General features: G+C 67.3%; 27 protein-coding genes. 18 read left to right on the top strand and 9 right to left on the bottom strand.

Annotated elements, in window-relative coordinates; genetic code table 11:
- Positions 1-66 precede the first annotated feature (66 nt).
- Positions 67-621 (bottom strand): 3D domain-containing protein, encoded by a 555-nt coding sequence (locus tag B4A39_RS16110; protein ID WP_292037780.1) that lies wholly within the window; start codon positions 619-621, stop codon positions 67-69.
- Positions 622-1,023: 402 nt separating this feature from the next.
- Here B4A39_RS16110 and B4A39_RS16105 point away from each other — a divergent pair, with 402 nt between their 5' ends.
- The 4 genes from B4A39_RS16105 (at position 1,024) to B4A39_RS16090 (ending at position 3,559) form a co-directional block, all read left to right on the top strand.
- On the top strand, positions 1,024-2,055 hold the full coding sequence (locus B4A39_RS16105; RefSeq protein WP_292037779.1) for a S1/P1 Nuclease: 1,032 nt from the start codon (positions 1,024-1,026) through the stop codon (positions 2,053-2,055).
- Between the two features lie 165 nt (positions 2,056-2,220).
- Positions 2,221-3,009, top strand: a complete 789-nt coding sequence (locus B4A39_RS16100; RefSeq protein ID WP_292037778.1) for an RNA methyltransferase — start codon at positions 2,221-2,223, stop codon at positions 3,007-3,009.
- Positions 3,009-3,239, top strand: a complete 231-nt coding sequence (locus B4A39_RS16095; protein WP_292037774.1) for a hypothetical protein — start codon at positions 3,009-3,011, stop codon at positions 3,237-3,239. Before B4A39_RS16100 ends, B4A39_RS16095 begins: the two co-directional genes overlap by 1 nt.
- Entirely contained in the window at positions 3,236-3,559 is a 324-nt protein-coding gene (locus tag B4A39_RS16090; protein WP_292037767.1) for a YnfA family protein, read from the top strand. The genes B4A39_RS16095 and B4A39_RS16090 overlap by 4 nt, the downstream gene beginning before the upstream one ends.
- Here the strand turns inward: B4A39_RS16090 and B4A39_RS16085 are convergent.
- The gene (locus tag B4A39_RS16085) at positions 3,556-4,257 is read right to left on the bottom strand and encodes an NAD-dependent deacylase (protein ID WP_292037763.1); all 702 of its coding nucleotides are present in this window, start codon (positions 4,255-4,257) and stop codon (positions 3,556-3,558) included. The two genes, B4A39_RS16090 and B4A39_RS16085, sit on opposite strands and share 4 nt — an antisense overlap.
- Complete coding sequence (locus tag B4A39_RS16080; protein WP_292037758.1) at positions 4,254-5,138, bottom strand: LysR family transcriptional regulator; 885 nt, start codon at positions 5,136-5,138, stop codon at positions 4,254-4,256. The genes B4A39_RS16085 and B4A39_RS16080 overlap by 4 nt, the downstream gene beginning before the upstream one ends.
- 169 nt (positions 5,139-5,307) lie before the next feature.
- On the opposite strand from B4A39_RS16080, the gene B4A39_RS16075 reads away from it, so the two are divergent.
- The 11 genes from B4A39_RS16075 to B4A39_RS16025 all read left to right on the top strand — a co-directional run bounded on the left by B4A39_RS16075 (position 5,308) and on the right by B4A39_RS16025 (position 14,596).
- Positions 5,308-6,414 (top strand): S-(hydroxymethyl)glutathione dehydrogenase/class III alcohol dehydrogenase, encoded by a 1,107-nt coding sequence (locus tag B4A39_RS16075; RefSeq protein ID WP_292037750.1) that lies wholly within the window; start codon positions 5,308-5,310, stop codon positions 6,412-6,414.
- 50 nt (positions 6,415-6,464) lie between these two features.
- Positions 6,465-6,833, top strand: coding sequence for a hypothetical protein (locus B4A39_RS16070; protein WP_292037747.1), 369 nt, complete (start codon positions 6,465-6,467; stop codon positions 6,831-6,833).
- A 66-nt stretch (positions 6,834-6,899) separates the two neighbouring features.
- Positions 6,900-7,364 (top strand): GFA family protein, encoded by a 465-nt coding sequence (locus B4A39_RS16065; RefSeq protein ID WP_292037742.1) that lies wholly within the window; start codon positions 6,900-6,902, stop codon positions 7,362-7,364.
- Between the two features lie 22 nt (positions 7,365-7,386).
- Entirely contained in the window at positions 7,387-7,803 is a 417-nt protein-coding gene (locus B4A39_RS16060) for a VOC family protein (protein ID WP_292037735.1), read from the top strand.
- A gap of 55 nt (positions 7,804-7,858) precedes the next feature.
- A complete protein-coding gene (locus tag B4A39_RS16055) occupies positions 7,859-8,245 on the top strand; it encodes a VOC family protein (RefSeq protein ID WP_292037733.1) in 387 nt (128 codons plus the stop codon).
- A gap of 79 nt (positions 8,246-8,324) precedes the next feature.
- Positions 8,325-9,026: a hypothetical protein gene (locus tag B4A39_RS16050; RefSeq protein WP_292037725.1), complete on the top strand. Its 702-nt coding sequence runs from the start codon at positions 8,325-8,327 to the stop codon at positions 9,024-9,026.
- A 68-nt stretch (positions 9,027-9,094) separates the two neighbouring features.
- Entirely contained in the window at positions 9,095-9,652 is a 558-nt protein-coding gene (locus B4A39_RS16045; protein WP_292037721.1) for a hypothetical protein, read from the top strand.
- 19 nt (positions 9,653-9,671) lie between these two features.
- Entirely contained in the window at positions 9,672-10,505 is an 834-nt protein-coding gene (gene fghA, locus B4A39_RS16040) for an S-formylglutathione hydrolase (RefSeq protein WP_292037715.1), read from the top strand.
- Positions 10,506-10,511: 6 nt separating this feature from the next.
- Positions 10,512-10,757 (top strand): hypothetical protein, encoded by a 246-nt coding sequence (locus B4A39_RS16035; RefSeq protein ID WP_292037711.1) that lies wholly within the window; start codon positions 10,512-10,514, stop codon positions 10,755-10,757.
- A gap of 114 nt (positions 10,758-10,871) precedes the next feature.
- On the top strand, positions 10,872-12,716 hold the full coding sequence (locus B4A39_RS16030; protein ID WP_292037705.1) for a DUF885 domain-containing protein: 1,845 nt from the start codon (positions 10,872-10,874) through the stop codon (positions 12,714-12,716).
- Between the two features lie 86 nt (positions 12,717-12,802).
- The gene (locus B4A39_RS16025; RefSeq protein WP_292037700.1) at positions 12,803-14,596 is read left to right on the top strand and encodes a DUF885 domain-containing protein; all 1,794 of its coding nucleotides are present in this window, start codon (positions 12,803-12,805) and stop codon (positions 14,594-14,596) included.
- A gap of 57 nt (positions 14,597-14,653) precedes the next feature.
- Here the strand turns inward: B4A39_RS16025 and B4A39_RS16020 are convergent, their stop codons facing one another.
- The gene (locus B4A39_RS16020; protein WP_292037691.1) at positions 14,654-15,730 is read right to left on the bottom strand and encodes a DUF1176 domain-containing protein; all 1,077 of its coding nucleotides are present in this window, start codon (positions 15,728-15,730) and stop codon (positions 14,654-14,656) included.
- A 186-nt stretch (positions 15,731-15,916) separates the two neighbouring features.
- On the opposite strand from B4A39_RS16020, the gene B4A39_RS16015 reads away from it, so the two are divergent.
- Both B4A39_RS16015 and B4A39_RS16010 read left to right on the top strand, forming a co-directional pair.
- Positions 15,917-17,137 (top strand): NADP-dependent isocitrate dehydrogenase, encoded by a 1,221-nt coding sequence (locus B4A39_RS16015; RefSeq protein ID WP_292037684.1) that lies wholly within the window; start codon positions 15,917-15,919, stop codon positions 17,135-17,137.
- Positions 17,138-17,459: 322 nt separating this feature from the next.
- The gene (locus B4A39_RS16010; protein ID WP_292037678.1) at positions 17,460-18,008 is read left to right on the top strand and encodes a DUF2939 domain-containing protein; all 549 of its coding nucleotides are present in this window, start codon (positions 17,460-17,462) and stop codon (positions 18,006-18,008) included.
- Between the two features lie 114 nt (positions 18,009-18,122).
- On the opposite strand, the gene alaS is transcribed toward B4A39_RS16010, so the two are convergent.
- Both alaS and rraA read right to left on the bottom strand, forming a co-directional pair.
- Entirely contained in the window at positions 18,123-20,768 is a 2,646-nt protein-coding gene (gene alaS / locus B4A39_RS16005; protein WP_292037671.1) for an alanine--tRNA ligase, read from the bottom strand.
- A gap of 132 nt (positions 20,769-20,900) precedes the next feature.
- Complete coding sequence (rraA, locus tag B4A39_RS16000; RefSeq protein ID WP_292037665.1) at positions 20,901-21,383, bottom strand: ribonuclease E activity regulator RraA; 483 nt, start codon at positions 21,381-21,383, stop codon at positions 20,901-20,903.
- A gap of 116 nt (positions 21,384-21,499) precedes the next feature.
- Between rraA and B4A39_RS15995 the strand changes: the two genes are divergently transcribed.
- A complete protein-coding gene (locus tag B4A39_RS15995; RefSeq protein WP_292037661.1) occupies positions 21,500-21,757 on the top strand; it encodes a hypothetical protein in 258 nt (85 codons plus the stop codon).
- A gap of 145 nt (positions 21,758-21,902) precedes the next feature.
- Here B4A39_RS15995 and recA read toward each other — a convergent pair whose 3' ends face one another.
- From recA to B4A39_RS15980, 3 genes are all read right to left on the bottom strand, one after another.
- The gene (recA, locus tag B4A39_RS15990; RefSeq protein WP_292037659.1) at positions 21,903-22,982 is read right to left on the bottom strand and encodes a recombinase RecA; all 1,080 of its coding nucleotides are present in this window, start codon (positions 22,980-22,982) and stop codon (positions 21,903-21,905) included.
- Positions 22,983-23,126: 144 nt separating this feature from the next.
- Positions 23,127-24,638 (bottom strand): CYTH and CHAD domain-containing protein, encoded by a 1,512-nt coding sequence (locus B4A39_RS15985; protein ID WP_292037651.1) that lies wholly within the window; start codon positions 24,636-24,638, stop codon positions 23,127-23,129.
- An 88-nt stretch (positions 24,639-24,726) separates the two neighbouring features.
- Positions 24,727-25,476 carry an SDR family NAD(P)-dependent oxidoreductase gene (locus B4A39_RS15980; RefSeq protein ID WP_292037645.1) on the bottom strand — a complete coding sequence of 250 codons (750 nt, stop codon included), beginning with the start codon at positions 25,474-25,476 and terminating at the stop codon, positions 24,727-24,729.
- Positions 25,477-25,590: the final 114 nt, after the last annotated feature.

Here is a 25,590-nt window from a genome sequence, read left to right as displayed (position 1 = left end):
AGCGACGCAGCAAAAAGGCGACCGGATCGCTCCGGTCGCCTTTTTTGTCGGGGACGTCGCCGTCCTTTAGTTCGAAGCCGTTTCCCAGGCCGGCGGGCAGCCGTCGAAGTCGCCGGCGTCGGCGATGGTCAGGGTCTTCATGTTCAGGCTCATGGCCTGGCGCATCGAGCCGCGGCCGTGGCCTGTGTAGAGGTCGACCTTGGCGCCCTTGATCGCGCCGCCGGTGTCCGAGGCGTACCAGTAACCGTCGTGGATGGTGCCGTCGCTCATGCGCAGGCCGACGGTTTCGCGAATGAACAGCTTGGTGCGGCGGGGGATCACGCGCGGGTCGACGGCGACCGTGCGCATGGCGATCGGACGGCAACCAAGCGAATCATTGCCCGTCGCTCCGCCGCCGCCTGCGTGATAGAGGCGCGCCGAGGCGCGCCAGTCGGGATCGCCCGTCATCAGCTCGGTCTGTTCGGCCGAGAGCGCGGACGCATCGATGGAACCTTCAGCCGCCGCGGCGGTTTCCATTGCAGCCGTCTCGATCGCGACAACGGCTTCATAACGCTGAGGCTCTCCGGAACCGGAGAAGGCCAGAGCCCAGAACATGGCAAGCGCTGCGGCTGTGTTCAGCATCGAACAGACTCAGGAAGCACCGGTCCCGACACGATCCGGCAGCGGGTTTCTGACCCCCAATTGTGGCCAAACCGTGTCGGTAGAGATCAGGCGCGGCCTCGCGCTACGATCATCGTTCGATTAGTCCACAGGGCGATGAGCATATCGCGCAAATGTCACAGCATATGTGGCAGCAACGAAATCAGTATTGATCGGTTGTGGCTTCTATACTGTGGCGATCAGCTGTCCGGTTAACACCTATGTCTGTCTGCGTAACACTTTATTGCGAAGAAAGTCTGCGGCCAGGTTCAAGATGACGTCAGCGTGATCGAGCGGACACGTCGCGCGCGCCACGGGTGGAGGCGGGGCGGGGAATGGGATAAGCGGTCGTTTCCCTTCGAATTTTTCCGCCGGTGTTCTCCGATGAAGCGTCAAGTCAAACGCCTGATGATCTCCGCCGCCGCCTTGATGCTGGTCGCGGCCCCCGCCGTTCATGTGGACGCCTGGGGAAACACCGGCCACCGCCTGATCGGCGTGGCTGCGATGCGCGGGCTCAGCGACGACCTGCCGGCCTTCCTGCGCACGCCTGGCGCCATTGCTGATGTCGGCGAACTGGCGCGCGAACCCGACCGCTGGAAGGGCGCCGGCCAGCCGCATGACCGCGAGCGCGACACGGCCCACTTCATCGACTTCGACGACAACGGCCATGCGATGACGGCGAACGGCCCGCACATCGACGCCCTGCCGCGCCTGAAGTCGGACTTCGACACGGCCCTGGTCCAGGCGGGGATCAAGATCGACGAGGTCGGGTACCTGCCCTACGCCCTGATGGACGCCTATCAGAACCTGGGCCGCGACTTCGCCTACTGGCGCGTGCTGACCGCCGCCGAGGCACGCGAGATGGATCCGGGCAACAAGGCCTGGTACCGGGCCGACCGTGAGCGCCGCGAGGCCCTGATCCTGCGCGACATCGGCGTCCTGGCCCACTATGTCGGCGACGGCTCGCAGCCGCACCACACCTCGATCCATTTCAACGGCTGGGGCGACTATCCCAACCCCGAGGGCTTCACCAACTCGCGCCGCACCCACGGAATCTTCGAGGGCGAGTTCACTTCGCGCGTGGCCCGTCTGGATGCGGTGGAGGCGGCGATGAGCCAGCCTCAGGTCTCGGGTCTGGACCTGCGCGCCCGCACGGCGGCCTATCTGAAGACGACGCTGGGCACCGTCATTCCCTTCTATCGCCTGGAGAAGGCGGGCGGCTTCAGCGACGCCGATCCGCGCGGCGCGGCCTTCGTCACCGAGCGTCTGGCGGCGGGCGCCTCGGAACTGCGCGACCTGATCATTCTCAGCTGGCGCGAGAGCGGCACGGTCTCCATCGGCTGGCCCGCCGTCAAGGTGGCCGAGGTCGAGGCCGGGACGGTCGATCCCTGGACCTCGATGATCGGCGAGGACTGATCCCTCTTCCTTCTCCCTTGCGGGAGAAGGTGGGCCCGAAGGGCTCGGATGAGGGGTCTCTCAACGCCCGGAAAGGATGAGGTGGTCGGCGTCAGCGCGACCCCTCATCCGTCAGGCTTCGCCTGCCACCTTCTCCCGCAAGGGGAGAAGGACTATGCAGCCCCCATGACTGAACTCACGCCCCCCGTCGTCATCCTCGACAAGTCCCAGATGGCCGAAAACATCGGCGCGGTCGCCCGTGTCATGGCGAACTTCGGCCTGTCGGAACTGCGGCTGGTCACGCCGCGCGACGGCTGGCCGCAGGAGCGGGCCTGGGCCATGGCCTCGGGCGCCGACTGGGTGCTGGACGGGGTGCGCGTCTTCGACAGCGTGGCTGAGGCGATGGCGGACCTGCAAACCGTCTTCGCCACCACCGCCCGCCCGCGCGAGACGCGCCAGCCTGTCCGCACCCCGCGCGAGAGCGCCCGCGTTCTCTATGACGACACCGCCTCGGGGTTGAAGACCGGCCTGCTGTTCGGCGGCGAGCGCGCCGGGCTGGAGACGACCGACATCGCCCTGTGCGCCGGGATCACCACCATCCCCATCGACCCGCGCCACCATTCGCTGAACCTGGCCCAGGCCGTGGCCATCAACGCCTATGAGTGGCGCACCCTGATCCTCGACGCCCCGCCGCCGCGCTTCCGCGAGGGCGAGCCGCCCGCGTCGAACGAACTGCTGGTCGGCATGTACGAGCATTTCGAGACCGAGCTGGAGGCCGGCGGCTTCTTCCATCCGCCCGAGAAGAAGCCGTCGATGAGCCAAAACCTGCGCGTCATGCTGGGCCGCGCCGCCTTCACCGAGCAGGAAGTCGCCACCATGCGCGGCGCCATCCACGCCCTCGCCAAGGGCCGCGGCCGAGTGCTGGCCAAGCTGGCCGAAAAGCGCGCGGCGGAAGAAGCGAAGAAGGGCGAGTGATGACGGAGGCTCAGGTCGAGGCGCTGCTACGGCAGTTGTGCGTGGATCTGGGCTTTTGCGTTCATGGCGACGCTGCCGATCGCTTGATCGATCACCCGCCCGCTACGATCGACGAGTTCGCGCGCGCGGTCTTCACAGCTGAAGGGCTCGACTATGAGGCTGATCCTCGCGACGGCCTGAAGCAGGCCGTGCGCGACATGGTTGCGCTTCATCAGGCGGAGAAGAAATGAAACTCGCCCTCATCTATCCGCTGGCCGCCCTGGCCGAGATCGGCGGCTGCTTCGCCTTCTGGGCCTGGTTGAAGCTGGATCGGTCGCCGGTCTGGCTGGTACCGGGCGTGCTCTGCCTGATCGCCTTCGCCTGGCTGTTGACCCTGGTTCCGGCCGAGACGGCGGGGCGGGCGTTCGCGGCCTATGGCGGGGTCTATATCGTCGCCTCGTTGGCGTGGATGGCGCTGGTCGAGAACACGACGCCGGACCGCTGGGACCTGATCGGCGGGGCGGTCTGCCTGATCGGGGCGGGGGTCATCCTGTTCGGGCCGCGCGGCTAGAGGCTAGAGAAAAAGGCGGGCACGGTCTCGGAGGCGGGGCCATAGACGCCCTCGTCGAACAGGCGCGCGCCCTGCGTCGGCTCCAGATTGATCTCCACCGTCCGCGCTCCGGCCATCCGCGCCGACTGCACGAAGCCCGCCGCCGGATAGACCGCGCCCGAGGTGCCGATGGAGACGAACAGGTCGCAGGCCTCCAGCGCCGCCTCGATCCGCTCCATCGCCAGCGGCATCTCCCCGAACCAGACGATGTGCGGGCGTAAAGTCCCCTGCGGATGATGCGGCGAGGCGTGGGCGGCCTCCAGATCGCCGGTCCAGTCGCAGACGACTCCGGATGCGGTGCAGCGCGCCTTCAGCAGTTCGCCGTGCATGTGGATCAGCTCGAAGCCGGGGGGCGGCGGCGTCTCGGCGTGCGCCCGGTCGTGCAGGTCGTCGACGTTCTGCGTCACCAGCAGGAAGTCGCCCCGCCACCGCGCCGCCAGATCGGCCAGGGCGCGGTGGGCCGCATTGGGCTGGACTCCTGCCAGATGCCGACGCCGCTGGTTGTAGAAGTCCTGCACCAGGGCCGGGTCGGCGGCGAACCCCTCGGGCGTCGCCACCGCCTCGATGCGATGCCCCTCCCACAACCCGTCCGAGGCGCGAAACGTCGGCACGCCGCTTTCGGCCGAGACGCCGGCGCCGGTCAGGACGACAAGGTTCATGTGGGGCTCCTTTGGGCGAGACTGTCGTGCAGCCAGTCGATCATGGCGCGGACCTTGGGCGGGACGTGGCGAGGGTGGGGATGGACGGCCCAGACGCCTTCGTCGGGCGGGCGAGCATCGTCCAGCAGGGAGACGAGGGCGCCCGAGGCCAAGGCCTCGGCAACATAGAAGTCGGGCAGTTGGCACAGGCCCAGCCCCTGCAGCGCCGCGTCCAGCACCGCCGCGCCGGAGTTGCAGCGCCAGCGGCCGGAGGGGCGAAGGCTGACCTCGCGCCCGGCCTCGGTGAAGCGCCAGTGCTCGGCTGAGCCGATCAGGCCGTCGTGGCTGGGGATCTCGGACAGGTCGCGCGGGGCGCCGCGCCGCGCCAGATAGTCGGGACTGGCGCACAGGATCAGCCGTCGCGAGGCCAGTCGCCGCGCCATCAGGCGAGAGTCGGTCAGATGGCCGAACCGCACCGCCAGATCATAGCCGTCGCCCACCAGGTCGCGCAGGCGGTTGTCCAGATCCAGCTCGATCCGCAGCTCCGGGTTCTGGCGCGCGAAGGCGTTGACGGCGGGGGCGATGAAGCGCTCGCCATAGGAGACCGAACAGGTCATCCGCAGCAGGCCGCGCGGGGCCTGATCGTCGGGCTGGACGGCGGCCAGGGCCTCGTCGCGTTCGTCGATCAGGCGGCGGCAGCGGGCGAGGAAGTCGCGGCCCGCGTCGGTCAGTTCGACCCGGCGGGTGGTGCGGTGGAGCAGGCGGGTCTGTAGCCGATCCTCCAGCCGGGCGATTTCGCGGCTGACGGCCGAGGTCGACAGGCCCAGCCGCCGGGCGGCGGCCGAGAAGCTGGCCTGTTCGGCGACAGCGGTGAATTCGTCGATCCCGTCCCAGCGGCTCATGGGGACGTTCGATCATGATTGTTGCAGCACGACAATAATGTTTTGCGGTTGTCGCCATATCGGCCCCGCCGCGACGGGCGTAGAACAGACGCCAATTCAGTCACCTCCTGTCCCTGAAGCAGCGAGCGACCGCGTCGCGAGCGTTAGGGCGTCCGAAGGACCACTCATCATGAAAACCCGCGCCGCCGTCGCGTTCGAAGCCAAACGCCCGCTCGAGATCGTCGAGGTTGATCTGGAAGGTCCGCGCGCCGGCGAGGTGCTGATCGAGATCAAGGCGACGGGCGTCTGCCACACCGACGCCTATACGTTGGATGGTCTGGACTCTGAGGGCATCTTCCCCAGCATCCTCGGCCACGAAGGCGCGGGCGTGGTGGTCGAGGTCGGGCCGGGCGTGACCAGCCTGGCCGTCGGTGATCACGTCATCCCGCTCTACACGCCGGAATGCCGTCAGTGTAAGTCGTGCCTCAGCCGCAAGACCAACCTGTGCACCTCGATCCGCGGCACCCAGGGCAAGGGCCTGATGCCCGATGGCACCAGCCGCTTCAGCTACAAGGGTCAGGCCATCGCCCATTACATGGGCTGCTCGACCTTCTCGAACTATACGGTCCTGCCCGAGATCGCGGTGGCCAAGATCCGCAAGGACGCCCCCTTCGACAAGGCCTGCTACATCGGCTGCGGCGTGACGACGGGCGTGGGCGCCGTGGTCAACACGGCCAAGGTCGAGCCGGGCGCCAACGCCGTGGTCTTCGGCCTGGGCGGCATCGGCCTGAACGTCATCCAGGGGTTGAAGCTGGTCGGGGCCGACATGATCGTCGGCGTCGACATCAACGGCGACAAGGAAGAATGGGGCCGTCGCTTCGGCATGACCCACTTCGTCAATCCGAAGGAGGTGCCGGACGTGGTGGCCCATCTGGTCGAGCTGACCGGTGGCGGCGCCGACTACACCTTCGACTGCACCGGCAACACCGTGGTCATGCGTCAGGCGCTGGAAGCCTGCCACCGCGGCTGGGGCGAGAGCATCGTCATCGGCGTGGCCGAGGCGGGCAAGGAGATCGCCACCCGTCCGTTCCAGCTGGTCACCGGCCGCGTCTGGAAGGGCTCGGCCTTCGGCGGCGCGCGTGGGCGTACTGACACGCCTCGGATCGTCGACTGGTACATGGACGGCAAGATCGAGATCGACCCGATGATCACCCACACCCTGCCGCTGGAACGCATCAACGAGGCGTTTGACCTGATGCATGAAGGCAAGAGCATCCGCTCGGTGATCGTCTTCTAATATCCTGATGAGAAGCGGCGACGGGGGCGAGGATGAGCTAAGATCTTTTGGTGTTCGAGCCGTCCGTCGTTCCCATCGACCGCGAAGCCTTTCAGGTTTGGTACGAAGCCTTCATGCGTTGGGACGGCGCGTGGGACTACAATGATCCCGCCGTCTGTTCGCCAGCTCTACAGCGATGGGAAGCGGGTATGCGGCGGCGATTTTGGGCGTTGAACGGCCCGCACGCCTCGCGAACAGGGCCGTGGCTCAGACCCTCCGATTCCGCGGATATCACCTGTGCGCCCAGCGCCATCTATGCGGGTTTTGCCTGGAGCCGAGCTAATGTGGCGCAGGAATTGGCGCTCACCCTCGCCAAGCGGCATGGCGTGGGCTTCTATGATGTCAGTGGCGACGGCTCTGTCTGGCGACCAGATACCTGAGCGTGCGCGCTGACTGTCAAAGAGCATTCGCTCGGTGATCGTCTTCTAAAAAGAAGGGACTGGCCCATGCGTGACTGGAAGCTGCCGTGGAAGGGCGCCTGCCTGTGCGGCCAGGTAAGCGTTCGAGTCACCGAGGCGCCGGTTTTCGCTTCCGCCTGTCACTGTCGGGCCTGCCAGAAGCTGACGGGCGGGGCCTATTCGCTGACCCTGATGCTGCCGGCCTCTGGGCTATCGGTCGAGGGCGAGACGGAGATCGGCGGCCTGCACAATCCTGTGCCGGAGCATCACTTCTGTCCGTCGTGCAAGACCTGGCTGTTCACGCACGGCATCGCCGGCGGGGCCTTCGTCAACCTGCGACCCAGCCTGCTGGATGATGGGGGCTGGGTCGTGCCCTATGCGGACACGGGCGCTGCCGATCGTTTGCTGGGGGTCCAGTCCGGCGCGCGGGTGCAATATCCCGAGTTTCCGCCGGTAGAGGACTATGCCGGATTGATGGAAGGCTACGCCCGTGACGGGGCAAAGCCGAGGTGAGCCGCTTCCAAAGGCTGGGTGCATGACGACGGCCAGGGTCACGGGACTGAACCATCTGACGTTCGCCGTCAGCGATCTTGACCGCTCGGTCGCCTTCTATCGCGACCTGTTGGGCTGTGATCTGAGAGCGCTCTGGGCGCGCGGGGCCTATCTGGAGGCGGGCGGCCTGTGGCTGTGTCTGTCGCTGGATGCGGCGGCGCGATGCGAGCCGCACCCTGACTACACCCACGCGGCGTTCAGCGTGGAAGCCGAGGCGTTCGAGGCGCTTTCAGCGCGGGTGTGTGCGGTAGCGGCGGTCTGGAAAGAAGACGGCAGCGAAGGGGCGTCGCTCTACTTCCTCGACCCGGACGGTCATCGACTGGAATTGCACGTCGGTTCGCTGGAGAGCCGCCTGCGGCACTATCGCGACCATCCCGAATTGGGCGTCACGCTCAGTTAGTTGTCAAAAGAAACTGATCTGCCTAAAGCTTGGGCGAACAAGAGGGAGAAAGACCATGTTCACGCACGTCACCCTGGGCGCCAACGACGTCGAGGCGTCGCAGAAATTCTATGACGCGGTGCTCGGCGCCCTGGGGCACCAGCCCGGCGTCTTCAGCGATCAGCCGCTGCCGGGCGTCTGGTACATGACGCCGCGCGGCATGCTGGGCGTGGTTACGCCGCGCGACGGCGAGGCGGCCTGTCACGCCAACGGCGGCACCATCGGTTTCGCGGCGGCCAGCCCCGAGGCGGTCATCGCCTTCGCCGAGGCCGGCGTCGCGGCGGGCGGCACGGCCATCGAGGACCCGGCCGGGCCGCGCGTCACGCCCTTCGGTGCGATGCACCTGGCCTATCTGCGCGATCCTTCGGGCAACAAGATCTGCGCCGTTCACCGGCCGTCGTAAAAGCCAAGCTTGCGACAACTGACCACGGGGCGACGTCGGCGTGATCCGTTACCAACCCGCGATCAATGGGAGGATCATCATGAAGTTCGACGCGCAAAAGGCCCTCATCGCCTATTCGGGCGTTCTGACGGCTGTCTTCGTGGGGGTGATGGTCTCGGGGGAGGTGTCGGGTGTCGGCCCGGCCCGCTTCACCGAGATCGACGTCCAGCGCATCAATGTGCGTGAGCCGGACGGCACGCTGCGGATGGTGATATCTAACCAAACATCCTTCCCCGAGATCCCCTATCGCGGGCGCGAGGTTCCGCATACGGGCCGGGACACGGCCGGGATGCTGTTCATGAACGAGGAAGGCACCGAGGTCGGCGGCCTGGTGTTCGGCGGCAAGAACGCCGACGGCGTCAAGACATCGGGCGGCAGCCTGACTTTCGACGGCTACGAGCAGGATCAGACCGTCCAGATCATGGGTTTCCAGCAGGGCGCGCGCCGGGTGTCCGGCGTCTTCGTCAACGACCGGCCCGAGGAGTCGATCGACTACGACGTCCTGACCCGGTTGTCCGGCCTGACGCCGGAACAGCAGCAGGCGGCGATGCTGGCGGCCAATATGGACGGGCAACCCCGCGCGTTCCTGGGGCGTCAGGGCTCGGGCGCGTCGGAACTGGTGCTGCGCGACGGCGCGGGCCGGGCGCGCCTGGTGCTGAGCGTGGCGGCCGACGGCGGCGCCCGCATCACCTTCAAGGACGAGAACGGCCAGGCGACGCGCGTGGTGACGCCCGAAGGCTGACGGCGGGCCTATCTGCCTGGGTCGGCAAGGGATAGAAGCAGGGCCTTAGCTTTGAAGGCGGAGACGAGATGAGGGCGAAAGCGGCGATGACGGCGGGGCTGGCGGCGTTCAGCCTCTCGCTCGGATTGGCGGCCTGCGACCGGAGCGCCGAGGTGGCGCCGGCGGCCGAGGCGCCCGCCGAGGCCTGGGTGGGCAAGGACGTGGTTCTCTATCTTCCCGATCCGGTCATGAAGGCGCGGGTCGAGGTGTCGGCCCTGTCGCCCTACGTCAATGCGGCGACGATTGCGGCGGAGGGCGCCGTGCGCGCCGCGCCGGTCCAGCCCGGCGCCTCCGGCATGGTGTTGCTGATGGTCAAGCCGGGCGGGCGGGCCAAGGCCTGGGTCGTCACCGGCGAACCCGCTCCCAGCCCCGAGACGATCGCGGCGGTGGTCAAGGCGGTCGAGGCCGTGCCGGCGCCCGCCGTGCGCCAGGGGCCGATTCTGGTCGGCGTCGGCTTCGACGCCTGGGGCGGCGGCGCCCCGCCGGCCGGGGCCAGCCCGCCGATCCCGCGCGACTGGTACAGCCAGTTCTCGAAGGACGGCGGCCGACTGGATGACGCCTTCATGGCCCGGGTCTGGCCCGACTGATTTCTGGAGTTCGATTGTGATGGAAACGACCAAGACCCACGCCGTTCACGGCGGAACCCTGCGCTATCTGAAGCATGACAGCGCGACCACCGGCACGCCCATGACCCTGTCGGTCTTCGTCCCGGCGGGCGAGGGGCCGTTCCCGGTCCTGATCTGGCTGTCGGGCCTGACCTGCACAGAGGATAATTTCACCACCAAGGCCGGGGCCTATAAGGCCGCCGCGGAGCACGGCGTCATCATCGTCGCGCCCGACACCTCTCCTCGTGGTGAAGGCGTGGCCGACGACGCCGCCTATGATCTGGGCCAGGGCGCGGGCTTCTATGTTGACGCCACCGAAGCGCCCTGGGCGCCGCATTTCCGCATGGAATCCTACGTCACCGACGAACTGATCGCCCTGGTCGACGCCCAGTTTCCGACCACCAAGACGCGCTCCATCTTCGGCCATTCGATGGGCGGGCACGGCGCGCTGACCCTGGCCCTGCGCCATCCCGAGCTGTTCCAGTCGGTCTCGGCCTTTGCGCCGATCTCGTCGCCGACGCGCTGCGCCTGGGGCGAGAAGGCGTTCAACGCCTATCTGGGCGAGGACCGCGCCGGATGGGCGAAACACGACGCAGCCCTGCTGATCGAGAGCGGCGCGGCGGCGGGCGTGTTTGACGACATACTGGTGGATCAGGGCGACGCCGATCCCTTCCTGACGGATCAGCTGAAGCCGGAACTGCTGGTCGCGGCGGCCAAAAAGGCCGGGCAGGGGCTGACCCTGCGGATGCAGCCGGGCTATGATCATTCCTACTTCTTCATGGCCAGCTTCGTGGATGACCACGTCGCCTTCCATGCGAGCCGCCTGAAAGCCTGAGACTTCATGACCGACGCCGCCCCCAATTTCGACCACGTGGACTTCGACGCGATGTTCGCCGCCCTGTGCAGCGAGGTCGGCTTCTGCCTGCACGAAAAGGGACAGAAGCGGGTGATCGAGGCCCTGCCCAAGGGGCTGGATGCGGCCATGCGGGCGGTGCTGGCGGCTGAGGGCGTGGACGAACCCAATGCGCCCGGCGATCTGAAGAAGGCGGTGCGCGACTGCCTCAAGGCCCACGTTCAGCCGGGCTAACCCCTCACGGGGGCGAAGGATGGAGGAAACTTCATCCGCCCCGTGATCAAGACGCCTTGCGGGGCGGCTCCGCTTCGATAGTGTCCCCTTCCATCGCTTTTGGGAGGAAGCCCTATGATGGATCGTCGTCGCCTGTTGATGTCCGCCGCCCTGGGAGGCGCGTTCGCGACCTCGGGCGTCGCCCGTGCGTTCGCCCAGACCGCCGCCGCGCCGGCTGCCGGCCAGGCCTCCGGACCCGCCTCGGCCCAGTTCCTGGCCCTGCTGGACAAGATCGCGCAGGAAATGATCCTGTCCGACCCGGAGACCCTGACCATGCTGGGCATGGACCGGGGACCGATGGCGCAGGCCCGCTTCAAGCTGAGCGACCGGTCCCAGGCCAAGATCGACGCCGACAAGGTCAAGTTCATCGACGGCATGAAGGCGGTGAAGGCCATCGACAAGGCCCAGCTGACCACCGAAGAGCAGACCTATTACGACTCGCTGGACTTCTTCGGCGACACGGTGATGGAGGGCTACGACTTCCCCTACGGCGGCGGCATGTTCCCCTCGCCCTATACGGTCAGCCAGCTGGGCGGATCCTATCAGCAGATCCCGGACTTCCTCGACAGCCAGCACCGCATCGAGGCGGCGGACGACGCCGACGCCTACCTGTCGCGCCTGTCGGACTTCGCCAAGGGTCTGGACGACGAACGCGCCCGGATGCAGGCCGACTTCGCCGCCGGCGCGGTGCCGCCCGACTTCGTCATTGACCGCACCCTGACCCAGATGGCGGCCATCACCGGCACGGCCGCGGCGGAGTCGGTCATGAGCCAGTCCCTGGCGCGTCGAACGGCCGAGAAGAACATCCCCGGCGACTGGGCCGCGCGCGCCCAGGCCATCCTGACCACGGAAGTCTATCCGGCCATTCAGCGTCAGGCCGACGCCTTGAAGGCGGTGCGTCCCGGCGCGACGCACGACGGCGGCGTCTGGCGCCTGCCCAAGGGCGAGGACTATTACCGGTTCGGGCTGAAATACTTCACCACCTCGTCGATGACGCCGGACGAGGTGCATCAGATGGGGCTGGAGCAGGTGGCGGAGATCTCGGCTCGCGCCGACGCCCTGCTCAAGGCCCAGGGCCTGACCCAGGGTTCGGTCGGCGAGCGCATCGGCGCCCTCGGCAAGGATCCGCGCTTCGTCTATCCGAACACGGACGCGGCCAAGGAAGAGCTGATCAAGGAACTGAACGTCCAGATGGTCGCCATGCAGGCGCGGATGCCGGAATACTTCGGCCGCCTGCCTACCTCGCCTTGCGACATCAAGCGCGTGCCGGTGGCCATCGAGGCCGGGGCGCCGGGCGGCTACTACCAGTCGCCGGCTCTGGATGGCTCGCGTCCGGGCGCCTACTACATCAACCTGCGCGACACGGCGGAATGGCCCAAGTGGACCCTGCCGACCCTGACCTATCACGAGGCGGTGCCGGGCCATCACTTCCAGATCGCCCTGCAACAGGAGAAGCCGGACACGCCGCTGCTGATGAAGGTGATGGGCTTCTCGGCCTATTCCGAGGGCTGGGGCCTGTACGCCGAGCAGCTGGCGGACGAGATCGGGGCCTATGAGAACGATCCCTTCGGCCAGATCGGCTATCTGCAGTCGCTGATGTTCCGCGCCGCGCGCCTGGTCGTGGATTCCGGCCTGCACCACAAGCGCTGGAGCCGTGAGCAGGGCATCCGCTACATGGTCGAAACCCTGGGCGATCAGGAAAGCAGCGTCGCCACCGAGGTCGAGCGCTACTGCGTCTGGCCGGGTCAGGCGTCCAGCTACAAGGTCGGCCACACCACCTGGGTCAAGCTGCGCGAGGACGCCAAGAGACGTCTGGGCGACCGCTTCGACATCAAGGGCTTCCATGACACCGGCCTGAACCTGGGCGGCGTGCCACTGACGGTGCTGGAGCGGACCCTGAACGCCTGGACGCCCGCCTAAACCCGGGCACGGGCGCGCCGGCCCGACGACTGTCTGAGTAGGAGGGGGCGCGCGGCGTCGCGCCCGCCTCGACGGGAGCCTGAACCATGATCGACCGCCGCCGCCTTCTGCTGACCGCCGCCGCCACGGCCGCCGTCGCGCCCTCCCTGGCCCAGGCCGCCGTCGCGACAGACGCCGACGCGCGGCTGAACGCCCTGCTGGACGGCTGGTTCGAGGCGGACATCGACGAGGCGCCCGAGCGGGCCACCAACCTGGGCCTCGACCGCGGCGCCCGCGCCGGTCTGTCGTCGAAGCTGAGCGAGGCCGGCCCTGGCGCCATACGCAAGGATCGCGACAAGGCCGTCAGCCGCTGGGCGACGCTGCGCGACTTCGACAAGACAGGTCTGTCCGAAGCCGGAGCCCTGAACTACGCCATCGCCGCCTTCGGTCGCGAGACCTCGGCCGAGACCGCGCGCTTCGCCTATGGCGCCGGGCCGGGGCGTCCGTCACCCTATGTCGTGACCCAGCTGTCGGGCGGCTATTTCGAGACGCCGGACTTCATGGACAACCAGCACCGTATCGAGGATGCAGTCGGCGCCGACGCCTTCCTGTCGCGCCTGACGGCCTTCGCCGGGGTGCTGGACGGCGAAACGGAGAAGGTACGCGAGGACGCCGGTCTGGGCGTTATTCCGCCCGACTTCATCATCGACCGGATGCTGCCGCAGATCCGCACCCTGCACGACACCTCGGCCGCCGATCTGGCCATGGTCAAGTCGCTGACCCGGAAAACGGCCGCCCTGAACCTGTCCGGTTATGACGCCCGCGCAGCGGCGATCGTCGATCAGCAGATCAAGCCCGCCCTGGCCCGCCAGATCGCCGCTCTGGAGGCCATCCGTCCGCAAGCCGTCCACGACGCCGGGGTCTGGCGTCTGCCCGACGGCGAGGCCTTCTACGCCAACGGCCTGAAGTCCAACACGACCACCACCCTGAGCGCCGCCGAAATCCACAAGATGGGCAGGGAGCAGGTCGCCGAGATCAGCGCCGAGATCGACGCCATCCTGAAGTCGCAGGGCTATACCCAAGGCACGGTGGGCGAACGGGTCCAGGCCCTGAACAAGGATCCGGCCCAGCTCTTCCCCAATACGGATGCGGGCAAGGAAGAGCTGCTGGCCTGGCTCAACGAGCAGGTCGCGGCGCTCGAACCCAAGTTGCCGACCGTCTTCGGTCGCCTGCCCAAGAGCCACGTCGAAATCCGCCGTGTGCCGGTCTCGATCCAGTCGGGCGCGCCGGGCGGATACTATCAGGGGCCGCCGCTGGATGGCTCGCGCCCGGGCGCCTACTACATCAACCTCCGCGACAGCGGGAACTGGCCGAAGTTCGCCCTGCCGACCCTGACCTATCACGAGGCCTCGCCGGGCCACCACCTGCAGGTCGCCCTGCAGCGCGAGTCGGGCGAGCTGCCGCAATGGCGCCGGGCGGGCGGCTTCTCGGCCTATAACGAGGGCTGGGCGCTCTACGCCGAGGCGGTCGCCGCCAATGACCTGAACGCCTATGCCGACAACCCGCTGGGCCGGGTCGGCTTCCTGATGTCCTACCTGTTCCGGGCTGTTCGTCTGGTGGTCGACACCGGGCTGCATTCCGAGCGCTGGAGCCGGGAACAGGCGGTGGAATACATGGCGGCCTCGGGCGCCAAGCCGCTGGACGCCTCGAACAGCGAGATCAACCGCTACTGCGTCTGGCCGGGCCAGGCTTGCGCCTACAAGGTCGGCCACACGGTCATCGCCCGCCTGCGGGCCGAGGCTGAGGCTCGCCCCGGTTTCGACCTGCGCGCCTTCCACGACAAGGTGCTGGTGAACGGCTCGCTGCCGCTGGCGGTGCTGGAAGCCCAGATGCGGGCCTGAGGCTCAGCATCGACCGAAGACCGGCCCGGGCGTGAGATCGCCCGGGCCGTTTTCATGTCAGCGGCTGCGCCAGGTGCTCGGCCACAGGTCGGCGGGGACGCCCCAGCATTCGCGCATCTCGCTTTCCGAGACGAGGGCGAAGTCACGGCCTGTCCAGGCCCAGACGGAAGCGATGCCGCAATCGCCGACGCCGCGTCCCTTGTTGAAGGCGGTCAGGGTGCGGCTGGTCGGATCGTACTCGCCGTTGACCACCTCGTCGGCGGGCTCGCGCGATGTCGGAAAGCGAACGGGTTGCGGGTTCGCCCCATTCGGCTCCGTCACGAAATAGCGCAGCCCGAAATTATAGGCGCCTGAGAAGCAGGGCACGCCCCACAACTCCTGATCCGCAGCAAGGCGATCGACGGTGACATTGCTCTGGAAGGTCGGGCTGTAGGCGGTGTCGGCGCGGCACTGTTTGACGTCCGCCCGCGCTTCGAATGCGGCGGGCAGGGTTCGTGACGGCAGGTTGGTCTGGGCGACGGCGGGCGCGGAGACGACGCGGGGCAGGGCGGGGGCAGCGGGGACGCTCGAGGCCGGCGTCGCGCCACGCCGCACCAGGGCGCCAGCCGTGCCGAGGCGCCCCTGCCGTTCGTCGATCCACAGGAGGGCGGCCGCCGCGCCCGACGGCGACAGCGCGACGTCGTCGCCAAGGCTGAGGCGGCGACCCTTGGCCAGAGCATCGATCAGGCGCGGCGTCGGGTCCTGAATGCGCCCGACGCTGTCGCTCTCCATCGTCAGCGCGAACCGCTGGCCGTCCACGCTGAGGGTCAAGCCTTCAGGCCCGGCCGCGCGATCGACCAGGCCGGCGTGAACCTGGGGCCTGGCATCAGGGCCAGCGTCGAGCGTCACGCGAATCCAGCCGCCGCTGTTTGCCGCTGGACCGAAGGCCGAGCAGGCGTTGCCGTTGTCGCAGATCGCCAGCCAGTCGCGGAACTTGCGCGTCTCGGGCCGGACAGGCGTCGCCGCATCGGCGCTGTAGGCTGGCGAGGTTGCGGATGCGGTCTCGGGCGCGGCGCTGTCGCCGGAGCTCCTCTCGTCACAGGCTCCCACAGCCAGGGCGGCGGAGGCGGTCAGCAACAGGCTGCGGAGCATCATGCAAGGCGTCCTCGTGGGGCGAAGCGGGGCCGACATGAACGGCCAGGCCGGCGCAGGGTTCAAGCCGCGTTCCGGCCTTTTCACGCGGGGAGGCGGTTCAGGCCGCTCAACCTTTGCGCCCGCGCGCGCGTCTCGCTATACCGCCCGCACGATATTCCTTCCCTGATTAAGAGACAGAGGCAGAGCATGGCCAAGATCAAGGTCGCCAATCCCATCGTGGACATCGACGGCGACGAAATGACCCGGATCATCTGGCAGTGGATCAAGGACAAGCTGGTCTTCCCTTACCTTGATCTGGAGCTGGACTACTACGATCTGGGCATGGAGAGCCGTGACGCCACGGACGACCAGATCACCATCGACGCGGCTCACGCCATCCAGAAGCATGGCGTCGGCGTCAAGTGCGCCACCATCACCCCGGACGAAGCTCGCGTGGCCGAATTCGGCCTGAAGAAGATGTGGAAGTCGCCGAACGGCACCATCCGCAACATCCTGGGCGGCGTGGTCTTCCGCGAGCCGATCATCTGCTCGAACGTGCCGCGTCTGGTGCCGGGCTGGACTCAGCCGATCGTCGTCGGCCGTCACGCCTTCGGCGACCAGTACAAGGCCACCGACTTCCTGTTCCCGGGCAAGGGGACGCTGTCGATCAAGTTCGTCGGTGAAGACGGCGAAGTGATCGAGCACGAAGTCTTCAAGGCGCCGTCGGCCGGTGTGGCCATGGGCATGTACAACCTCGACTCGTCGATCCGCGACTTCGCCCACGCCTCGTTCAGCTACGGACTGGCCCGTAACTACCCGGTCTATCTGTCGACCAAGAACACCATCCTGAAAGCCTATGACGGCCGCTTCAAGGACATCTTCCAGGAAGTGTTCGACGCCGACTACGCCGAAGAGTTCAAGGCTCGCGGCCTGACCTACGAACACCGTCTGATCGACGACATGGTGGCCGCCGCCATCAAGTGGTCGGGTGGTTTCGTCTGGGCGTGCAAGAACTACGACGGCGACGTTCAGTCGGACATCGTGGCGCAAGGCTTCGGCTCGCTGGGCCTGATGACCTCGGTCCTGATGACGCCGGACGGCAAGATCATGGAAACCGAAGCCGCCCACGGCACCGTGACCCGCCACTATCGCCAGCATCAGAAGGGCGAGGCCACCTCGACCAACTCGATCGCTTCGATCTTCGCCTGGTCGGCTGGCTTCAAGCACCGCGCCAAGTTGGATGACAACGGTGCGCTGCTCGAGTTTGCCGAGACGCTGGAACGTGTCGTGGTCGAAACCGTCGAGTCGGGCTTCATGACCAAGGACCTGGCCCTGCTGGTCGGCGACCAACAGTCGTGGCTGACGACCGAGGGCTTCCTGGACAAGGTCTCCGAGAACCTGAAGAAGGCCCTGCCGAACATCGGCTAAGGGCTTCTTGTTGGGCCGCAGTCAAAAGGCTCAGCCTTTTCGACCCGACGCGGCCTGACACGCTCAAGCAGAGCGAAGCGCGTTAGCGCAACAAGAATGGGCCCGTCGGAGCGATCCGGCGGGCCTTTTTTGTTTGAGCCCCCTCTTTGCAGCCACCCCGCACGACCCGCTTCGCGTCCCGGAATGACGGCGGTGCGTGTGTCCAAGGGTCAACGACCCTTGAGCCCCTCTTCGAACCATGCCCTTAATGTCGTTGGGGGTTTTCGAGGTCGTGTCGTCACATGTCGCTTACCCGTCGCGTTCGTAAGGCAGGGGAGGGCCGATGAACCAGAAGCTGATCATTCGACTGGGCGGCGCCGCCGTGGCGGTCTTCGTCCTGGCCTACGCCGCCTCGCCCCTGCTGGCGGCGCGCGCGCTGGTGCAGGCGGCCAGGAGCGGCAACGAACAGGCGCTGGAACGCCAGGTCGACTTTCCCGCCTTCCGCGCCAGCCTGAAAGACGAGCTGAGCGCTCGCATGGTGGCCGAGATGCGCAAGGATGACCGTCTGGGCGGTCTGTCGGGCCTGGGCATGCTGCTGGCCCCGACCTTGGTCGGCGGGGCGGTGGACGCCTTCGTCACGCCCCAGGCCATCTCGGCCATGGTGAGGGAGGGCGAGGCGCCCAAGCCCGATCTGGCCAAGGTCGAGCCCGAGGTCGGCCCCAGGCCCGAAAGCAAGAGAGTGCGTCAGTCCTGGGGGTATCGCGACCTCGACACCTTCGCTGTCACCCTGACTCGCGATGATCAGCCGGACGAGCAGGTCTCCCTGCTGATGAAGCGCCGCAACCTGTTCGGCTGGAAGCTGGCGGGGATTGATCTGACCAAGCCGGAATAGCTCATATCCGCTCACCCCCGCGGAGGCGGGGATGAGCGGATTATGGGGATCAGCCAAAGAAAAAGGGCGGCGCATCCGATGCGCCGCCCTTCGTCTTTCAGCCTCTAAGGGCGATCAGCCCTTCAGCGCAGCCCGTACAGCCTCCAGGCCGGCCTCGGCCTTGGACCCGTCAGGCGCGCCGCCCTGGGCGAAGTCGGGCTTGCCGCCCGCCCCCTTGCCGCCCATGGCGATGACGGCGTCGCGGGCCAGGTCGGCCGCGTTCACCTTGCCGGCCATGTCCGGCGTTGCGGCGACCGTGATGGCCGCCTTGCCGTCGACGACGCCGACCAGGGCGACGACGCCCGAGCCGATCTGCTTCTTGAAGTCCTCGGCCACGCCGCGCAGGCCCTTGCCGTCCACGCCGTCGAGGACGCGGGCGATCAGGGTCACGCCGTTGATGGCTTCCGGAGCCGCGTTGGCGCCTGCGCCGCCGCCCAGGGCCAGTTGCTTCTTCAGGTCGGCGACCTGCTTCTCCAACGCCTTGCGTTCCGCGCTCAGGGCCTCGACCCGGGCCGGGACGTCGGCGGTCTGGATCTTGAAGCTTTGGGCCAGTTGGCGGGCGACGTTGGCCTGATCCAGCAGGAAGCGGCGGGCCGCGTCGCCGGTCAGGGCCTCGATGCGGCGGACGCCGGCGGCGACGCCGCCTTCCGACACGATCTTGAACAGGGCGATGTCGCCGGTGCGGTGGACGTGGGTGCCGCCGCACAGTTCGACCGAATAGGCGCCCTCGCCGGACAGGGCGTGGCCGAGGGTCAGGACGCGGACCTCGTCGCCGTACTTCTCGCCGAACAGGGCCACGGCGCCGGCCTCGATGGCGGCTTCCGGGTTCATCAGCTCGGTCGTGGTCGGGATGTTCTGGCGGATGACCGCGTTCACCTCGTCCTCGATGCGGGCCAGTTCATCCTCGGTCAGCGGGGCGTTGTGGCTGAAGTCGAAGCGCATGCGCTCGGCGTCGACCATCTGGCCCTTCTGAGCGACGTGCGGGCCGAGCACGTTCTTCAGTGCGGCGTGCAGCAGGTGGGCGGCCGAGTGGTTGGCGCGGGTGGTCGGACGCGAGCCCGGCTCTACCGTGGCCGTCACCGTGGCGCCGACCGTCAGGGCCGCGCCCTGGGCCACCTGGACCGTGTGAACGAAGAGGTCGGCATGCTTCTTGGTGTCCAGCACCCGGCCTTCGCCGTTGGCCCAGACGAAGCCGCCCTTGTCGCCGGCCTGACCGCCGCCTTCGCCGTAGAAGGGCGTCTGGTTCAGGACCACCTCGACCACGTCGCCGGCCTCGGCGGCGTCGACCGCCGCGCCGTCCTTGAGGATGGCGACGACCTGGCCTTCACCGGTTTCCGACTCATAGCCGGTGAACTGGGTCACGCCGTGCTGGTCGCGAAGGGCCAGCCAGGCGCCGGCCGAGGCCGTCTGGCCCGAGCCGGTCCAGTGTTCGCGCGACCGGGCGCGCTGCTCTTCCATGGCGCTTTCGAAGCCGTCGACATTGACCGAGAAGCCGCGACGGCGGGCCTCGTCCTGCGTCAGGTCCAGCGGGAAGCCATAGGTGTCGTAGAGGGTGAAGGCCGTCTGGCCGTCCAGCATGTCGCCGGCCTTGAAGTCGCTGGTCGCCTGATCGAACAGGTTCATGCCGCGGCCGAGCGTGGTGCGGAAGCGGATCTCTTCCTGCTTCAGCGTGTCCTCGATGAAGGCCTGGGCGCGGCCCAGCTCGGGATAGGCCTCGCCCATCTCCTGCACCAGGGTCGGCACCAGGCGGTGCATCAGCGGGTCGGCCGCGCCCAGCAGGTGGGCGTGGCGCATGGCGCGACGCATGATGCGGCGCAGAACATAGCCCCGGCCTTCGTTCGAAGGGGTCACGCCGTCGGCGATCAGGAAGGCGGTTGAACGCAGGTGGTCGGCGATGACGCGGTGCGACGGGGCGCGTTCGCCCTCGGCCTTCGTGCTGGTCAGTTCTTCAGAGGCGTTGATCAGGCTCTTGAACAGGTCGACTTCATAGTTGGAGTGGACGCCTTGCAGGACGGCGGCGACGCGCTCGAGACCCATGCCGGTGTCGACGCTGGGCTTGGGAAGGTCGCGAACGATCTGATCGTTCTCCTTCTCGTACTGCATGAAGACGTTGTTCCAGATCTCCACGAAGCGGTCGCCGTCCTCATCGGGGCTTCCCGGAGGGCCGCCGAAGATGTGGTCGCCGTGGTCGTAGAAGATCTCGGTGCAGGGGCCGCACGGGCCGCTGTCGCCCATGGCCCAGAAGTTGTCGGCGGTGGGGATACGGATGATCTTCTCGTCGGCGAAGCCGGTGACCTTCTTCCAGATGTCGAAGGCTTCGTCGTCGGTGTGATAGACGGTGACCAGCAGGCGGGCGGGATCAAGACCGAACTCCTTGGTCAGCAGGCCCCAGGCGCTCTCGATGGCGTGGTCCTTGAAGTAGTCGCCGAACGAGAAGTTGCCCAGCATTTCAAAGAAGGTGTGGTGACGCGCGGTATAGCCGACGTTGTCCAGATCGTTGTGCTTGCCGCCGGCGCGCACGCATTTCTGCGAGCTGGTGGCGCGCTTGTAAGGCGGGGTAGCGGCGCCGGTGAAGTAGTCCTTGAACGGCACCATGCCTGCGTTGACGAACAGCAGGGTCGGGTCGTTCTGCGGCACCAGCGGAGCCGACTGCACCTTCTCGTGGCCGTCGGCCGCGAAGTAGTCGAGGAAGGTGGAGCGGATCTGTTTCAGGCTGGTCATGGCGTATCGCTCTAAGGAATTCGGGCGCGCGGGGAGAATGTCGGAACGGGCGTCATATAGGGATTTTGCGCCGAACGCATCACTGGCGCGTGATCGGAGCCGCAGGCGCGCGCTTTTCCGGCCCGGCGGGCTCTAATCGTGCAGCCGCCGTGGCGCGACGATGAGGCCGTCCGCATCGGCGTAGAGCCAGTCACCGGGGGTGAAGATGACGCTGCCGAAGCTGGTGGGGATGTCGATCTCGCCGATGGCGTCGCGGTCGGCGCGGAGGGGAATGGTTCCCGCAGCCTTGATGCCAACGTCCATGGTGTCGATCACGCCGCTGTCGCGGATTGCGCCGAAGACGACGAGGCCGGCCCAGCCGTTGTCGATGGCCAGCCTGGCCAGATTGTCGCCGACCAGGGCGCGCTTCAGCGAGCCGCCGCCGTTTACCACCAGAACCGCGCCCTGACCGGGCCGCTCCAGCGTCTGGCGGACCAGGGCGTTGTCGTCCAGCACGCTGAGAGTGCGGATCGGGCCGTGGAAGGCGCCGACCTTGCCGAAACTGCGGAACGGGATGTGGCAGACCTTCACCACATCGGGATGGGCGTCGCAGAGGTCGGCGGTGGTGATGGTCATTTAGGCTACCTGTTGGGCGCAACCTGTGGGTGCGGGATGTAATGTGAATTCTGAGAATCGTCGTTATATTGACGTGCCTGAAAATATCTTCAGGCCTGATTTCAGGGAGACCAGATATGCGTACCATAGCCAAGTTGGCTGTCGCTGGCATCTTGTTGGCAGCGACCGCATCACCGGCCGCAGCGTTCAGGCCGCCGCTCTATGTGTATTCCTACACCTACTATTCCGACGCTTCGAAAACGACGGTCGTGGGGTACTCCAACGATATCTGCTGGGAATTTGAAGGCCGTGTGTGGGTGCAAACCTTCCAGCACCAAACACTTTATTACACGGCCGAGATTAGCCACGAGTGCCGGGTTGGTGGCCCTCTTTAGAAAGTCGATACGTCAGAGGTATGTACCTCGCACAAAAAAAGGCCCGCCCGAGATGCTCGGGCGGGCCGGCTCCGTCCGACCGGCCCCGCGGGGTCGGTAGGCGGGTCGCGGGACGACGGACGGAAGCTCTAGCGGAGCGGCTGGATCAGCCCTCCATATCCTGACCTTCATCGGGTTCGGGCGCGCCCAGCATGTCGTCGGCGATCTTGGCCGTGGACTGACGCACGGCCTTCTCGATGGCGAGGGCCATGTCGGGATTGTTCTTGAGGAACTCCTTGGCGTTCTCGCGGCCCTGACCGATGCGGGTGGAGTCGTAGGAGAACCAGGAGCCGGACTTCTCGATGATGTTGGCCTTGACCCCCAGATCGATGATCTCGCCGATCTTGGAGATGCCCTCGCCGTACATGATGTCGAAAATGACCTCGCGGAACGGCGGGGCGACCTTGTTCTTGACCACCTTGACGCGGGTGGTGTTGCCGACGACCTCGTCGCGGTTCTTGATCGCGCCGGTGCGGCGGATGTCGAGACGGACCGAGGCGTAGAACTTCAGCGCATTGCCGCCCGTCGTCGTTTCCGGCGAGCCGTACATGACGCCGATCTTGTGGCGGATCTGGTTGATGAAGAGGACGATGCACTTCGACTTGGAGATCGAGGCCGTCAGCTTGCGCAGGGCCTGCGACATCAGACGAGCCTGCAGGCCGGGCAGGCTGTCGCCCATCTCGCCTTCGATTTCAGCGCGCGGGGTCAGGGCGGCGACCGAGTCGATGACCACGATGTCCACGGCGCCCGAACGCACCAGGGTGTCGACGATCTCCAGCGCCTGTTCGCCCGTGTCGGGCTGCGACACCAGCAGGTCGTCCAGATTGACGCCCAGCTTTTGAGCATAGACCGGGTCGAGCGCGTGCTCGGCGTCGACGAAGGCGGCCACGCCGCCCTTTTTCTGGACCTCGGCCACGGTGTGCAGGGCGAGGGTCGTCTTGCCGGACGATTCCGGGCCGAACACCTCGATCACCCGCCCGACCGGCAGGCCGCCGATGCCGAGCGCCATGTCCAGGCCCAGCGAGCCGGTCGAGACGCTCTCGATTTCATTCACCTGCCCGGCCTTGCCGAGCTTCATCACCGAGCCCTTGCCGAAGGCGCGGTCGATCTGCGCGATCGCCGCCTCCAGAGCGCGTTGCTTTTCACCGTCTTCTTTACCCACGAGCTTCAATGCCGCCTGTGCCATTGGTTTTCTCTCCCTTGCCATGATTCCATTCTGGGCTTTGGGAGAGACCCGCCAGGACCCGCTCCCTCTGTTAGACGGACTATGTGCATGGTTTGTTCTGGTTCACAAGATGTTCTCATTTGTCGAGCGAGAACAAAATAAGACCTACGACCGTTTCTGACGTGATCTTCGCCCGGTCCAGAAGGGCCTAGTGTCGTGGAAACGCCCGCAGGCCTTGATCGCGGCGGTCAGCAGGGCGGCTTCGTCGCGTTCGCGCCGACCAATGACCCGCCCGGCGGTGAAGGCGATTTCGGGGTCGCCGAGAGCAGCTTCGCCGGGGATTTTGTCGCGCGCCACGGCCAGATCGTTCAGCGCGCCGAGCGTATCCTGCAGCCGTTCCAGCGCCTTCAGATAGCGGGGGCGACGCCGACTGGCGGGAAACAGGTCGGCGAAGAACTCGGCGGCGTAGCGCAGGCGCTTGGCGCGGATGCGCAGATGGTGGCGGGCGTCCGCGTCCAGTTCGGTCAGGTCGCGCGCGCGATGTTCGACCTGACGGTGCAGTCGGTCGAGGGCCTCGGCCGCGAAGGGCGCGACCGGCTCGTCGGGCAGGGGCGCCGTTTCGATCCAGGCGGTCGTCTCCAGCATCAGCAGGGCGTAGCGGGGAGAGGCGATGGCCGCCAGGACGCGGTCATAGGCCCGTCCTCGAGCGGTCAGCAGATGACGGCCCAGAGCCGCCAGTCCCGGCGATGGGGCCTCCAGCGCGGTTGGGTGGAAGACATCGCGGATGAAGACGTCCAGGTCGCGGGCGGCGTCGGCTTCCTGCGCGAGCCATTTCAGTTCGGTCTCGACGCCTTGGCGCTCGGGCTCGGCCAGCAGGGGCTTGAACACGCCGATGGCGGCGCGCAGGCGGCGCAGGCCCACGCGCATCTGGTGCACGGCCTCGGGGCGGCGCACGACCCGAAGCAGTTCGGCGTTGGCCGAGACCTGGGCCAGACAGGCCATGGCGATGTGGCGGAAGGCCTCGCCGGTCGTGGCGTCAGGCGACAGGGGCATGGCGACGGCACGGCGCGGGCTGCGGTTTTCGCCTTCAGCCAGACGCCAGCCGCGTTCGGACTTGCTCTCGAACACCGGGACGATGGCCAAGTCGCGCGCCAGCCGTCGGGCGAGGGCGAACAGGGCGGCGGGCGGGCCGGATTTTAGTTCCAGCTCCAGTTCGTAGATGGGGTCGCGGCGGTCCCCAGCCGTCAGTTCGCCGGCGTCGAAGGCGACCTCGATCCGGGCGCCGTCCTGTTCGACCATACGGATGCGGCGGACCACGGTCGCGGCGAAGCGGGGCGACAGGTCGCGGCGGCGGCCCTTCAGCCGCTTGTGCGCGGGCGTGGACTTGAGCGCGGCGAGTTCCAGGGCCTCCGAGGGAACAGGGACCTCCCATTCGTCGCGCGCGGTCTGGCCGGGGGCGGACTGGCGCTTCAGGGTCTGGACAAAGCCGCCCAGCGTGGCGCGGACCCGCAGGCTGCACCCGGCGGCGCGCAGGACGCCGTCCGGGGTGTCGAAATAGACCGAGCGCAGGGACTGGCTGGTCTGTGGCCCCTGCAACGCCGGGTGCCCCGACAGGCGCACGACCGCGCCCGGCCCGAGGCGGAACTTCAGCTCGGTTTCGGTCGCGGGCGAAGCCATGAGGCCATTCTAGGCCTCTCGCCGTCGTCCCGGAAGCGGCGAAGCTCGTGGGCGATCCTCCCCCGTGAAGCGAGGAGGATTGAAGCGTTCAGCCCCGCGCCACCTGGAAGCCGGCGAAGGACTGGCTGACCGGCATCAGCTCCAGGGCGTTGATGTTCAGGTGCGCAGGCAGGCTGGCGACCCAGAACAGGGTCTCGGCGATGTCTTCGCCGGTCATGGGCTGGGCGCCGCCGTAGAGGGCGTCGGAGGCGGCCTGATCGCCGCTGGTGCGGACCAGGGTGAATTCGGTTTCGGTCATGCCGGGTTCGATGGAGGTGACGCGCACCCCCGTGCCGTGCAGGTCCGACCGCAGGCCCAGCGAGAACTGGCGCACGAAGGCCTTGGTGCCGCCATAGGCGTTGCCGCCCTTGTAGGGGTAGCTGGCGGCGACCGAGCTGATGTTCAGGATGGCGCCCTTGCGCGCGATCAGGCGCGGAAGCAGGCGCCGGGTAATGGTGACCAGACCGGTGATGTTGGTGTCGATCATCTGACGCCACTGATCCAGATCGGCGTCCTGAGCGGCGGCCGTGCCCAGCGCCAGACCGGCGTTGTTGATCAGGACGTCGATGTCGCGGAAACCCTCGGGCAGGGCGTCCAGGGCGGCGTCGATGGCGGTCTCGTCGCGGATGTCGAAGGCGATGGGGTGAACCACGTCCGCGCCCAGTTCGGCGACCAGTTCGTCCAGACGCTCGGCGCGGCGGCCGGTGGCGATGATCTTCCAGCCGGCGGAGGCGAAGCGGCGCGCCGCGGCTTGGCCGATGCCCGCCGTGGCGCCGGTGATGAGGACGGTTCCGCTCATGGTCTGCTCCTGTTCGCTGTCGCCGGTTGTCTAGCGCCGCTGTGGCCCGGTCTCCAACACGAAACGGCCGACGCCCTCTTCAGGAACGCCGGCCGCTTGCTCCGGGGAGAGGCG

Source organism: Brevundimonas sp. UBA4553 (genome assembly GCF_002387245.1).
Taxonomy (GTDB): Bacteria; Pseudomonadota; Alphaproteobacteria; order Caulobacterales; family Caulobacteraceae; genus Brevundimonas.
The sequence above is the reverse complement of the archived record's forward strand: the minus strand, read 5'-3'. Positions and strand labels throughout refer to the sequence as shown.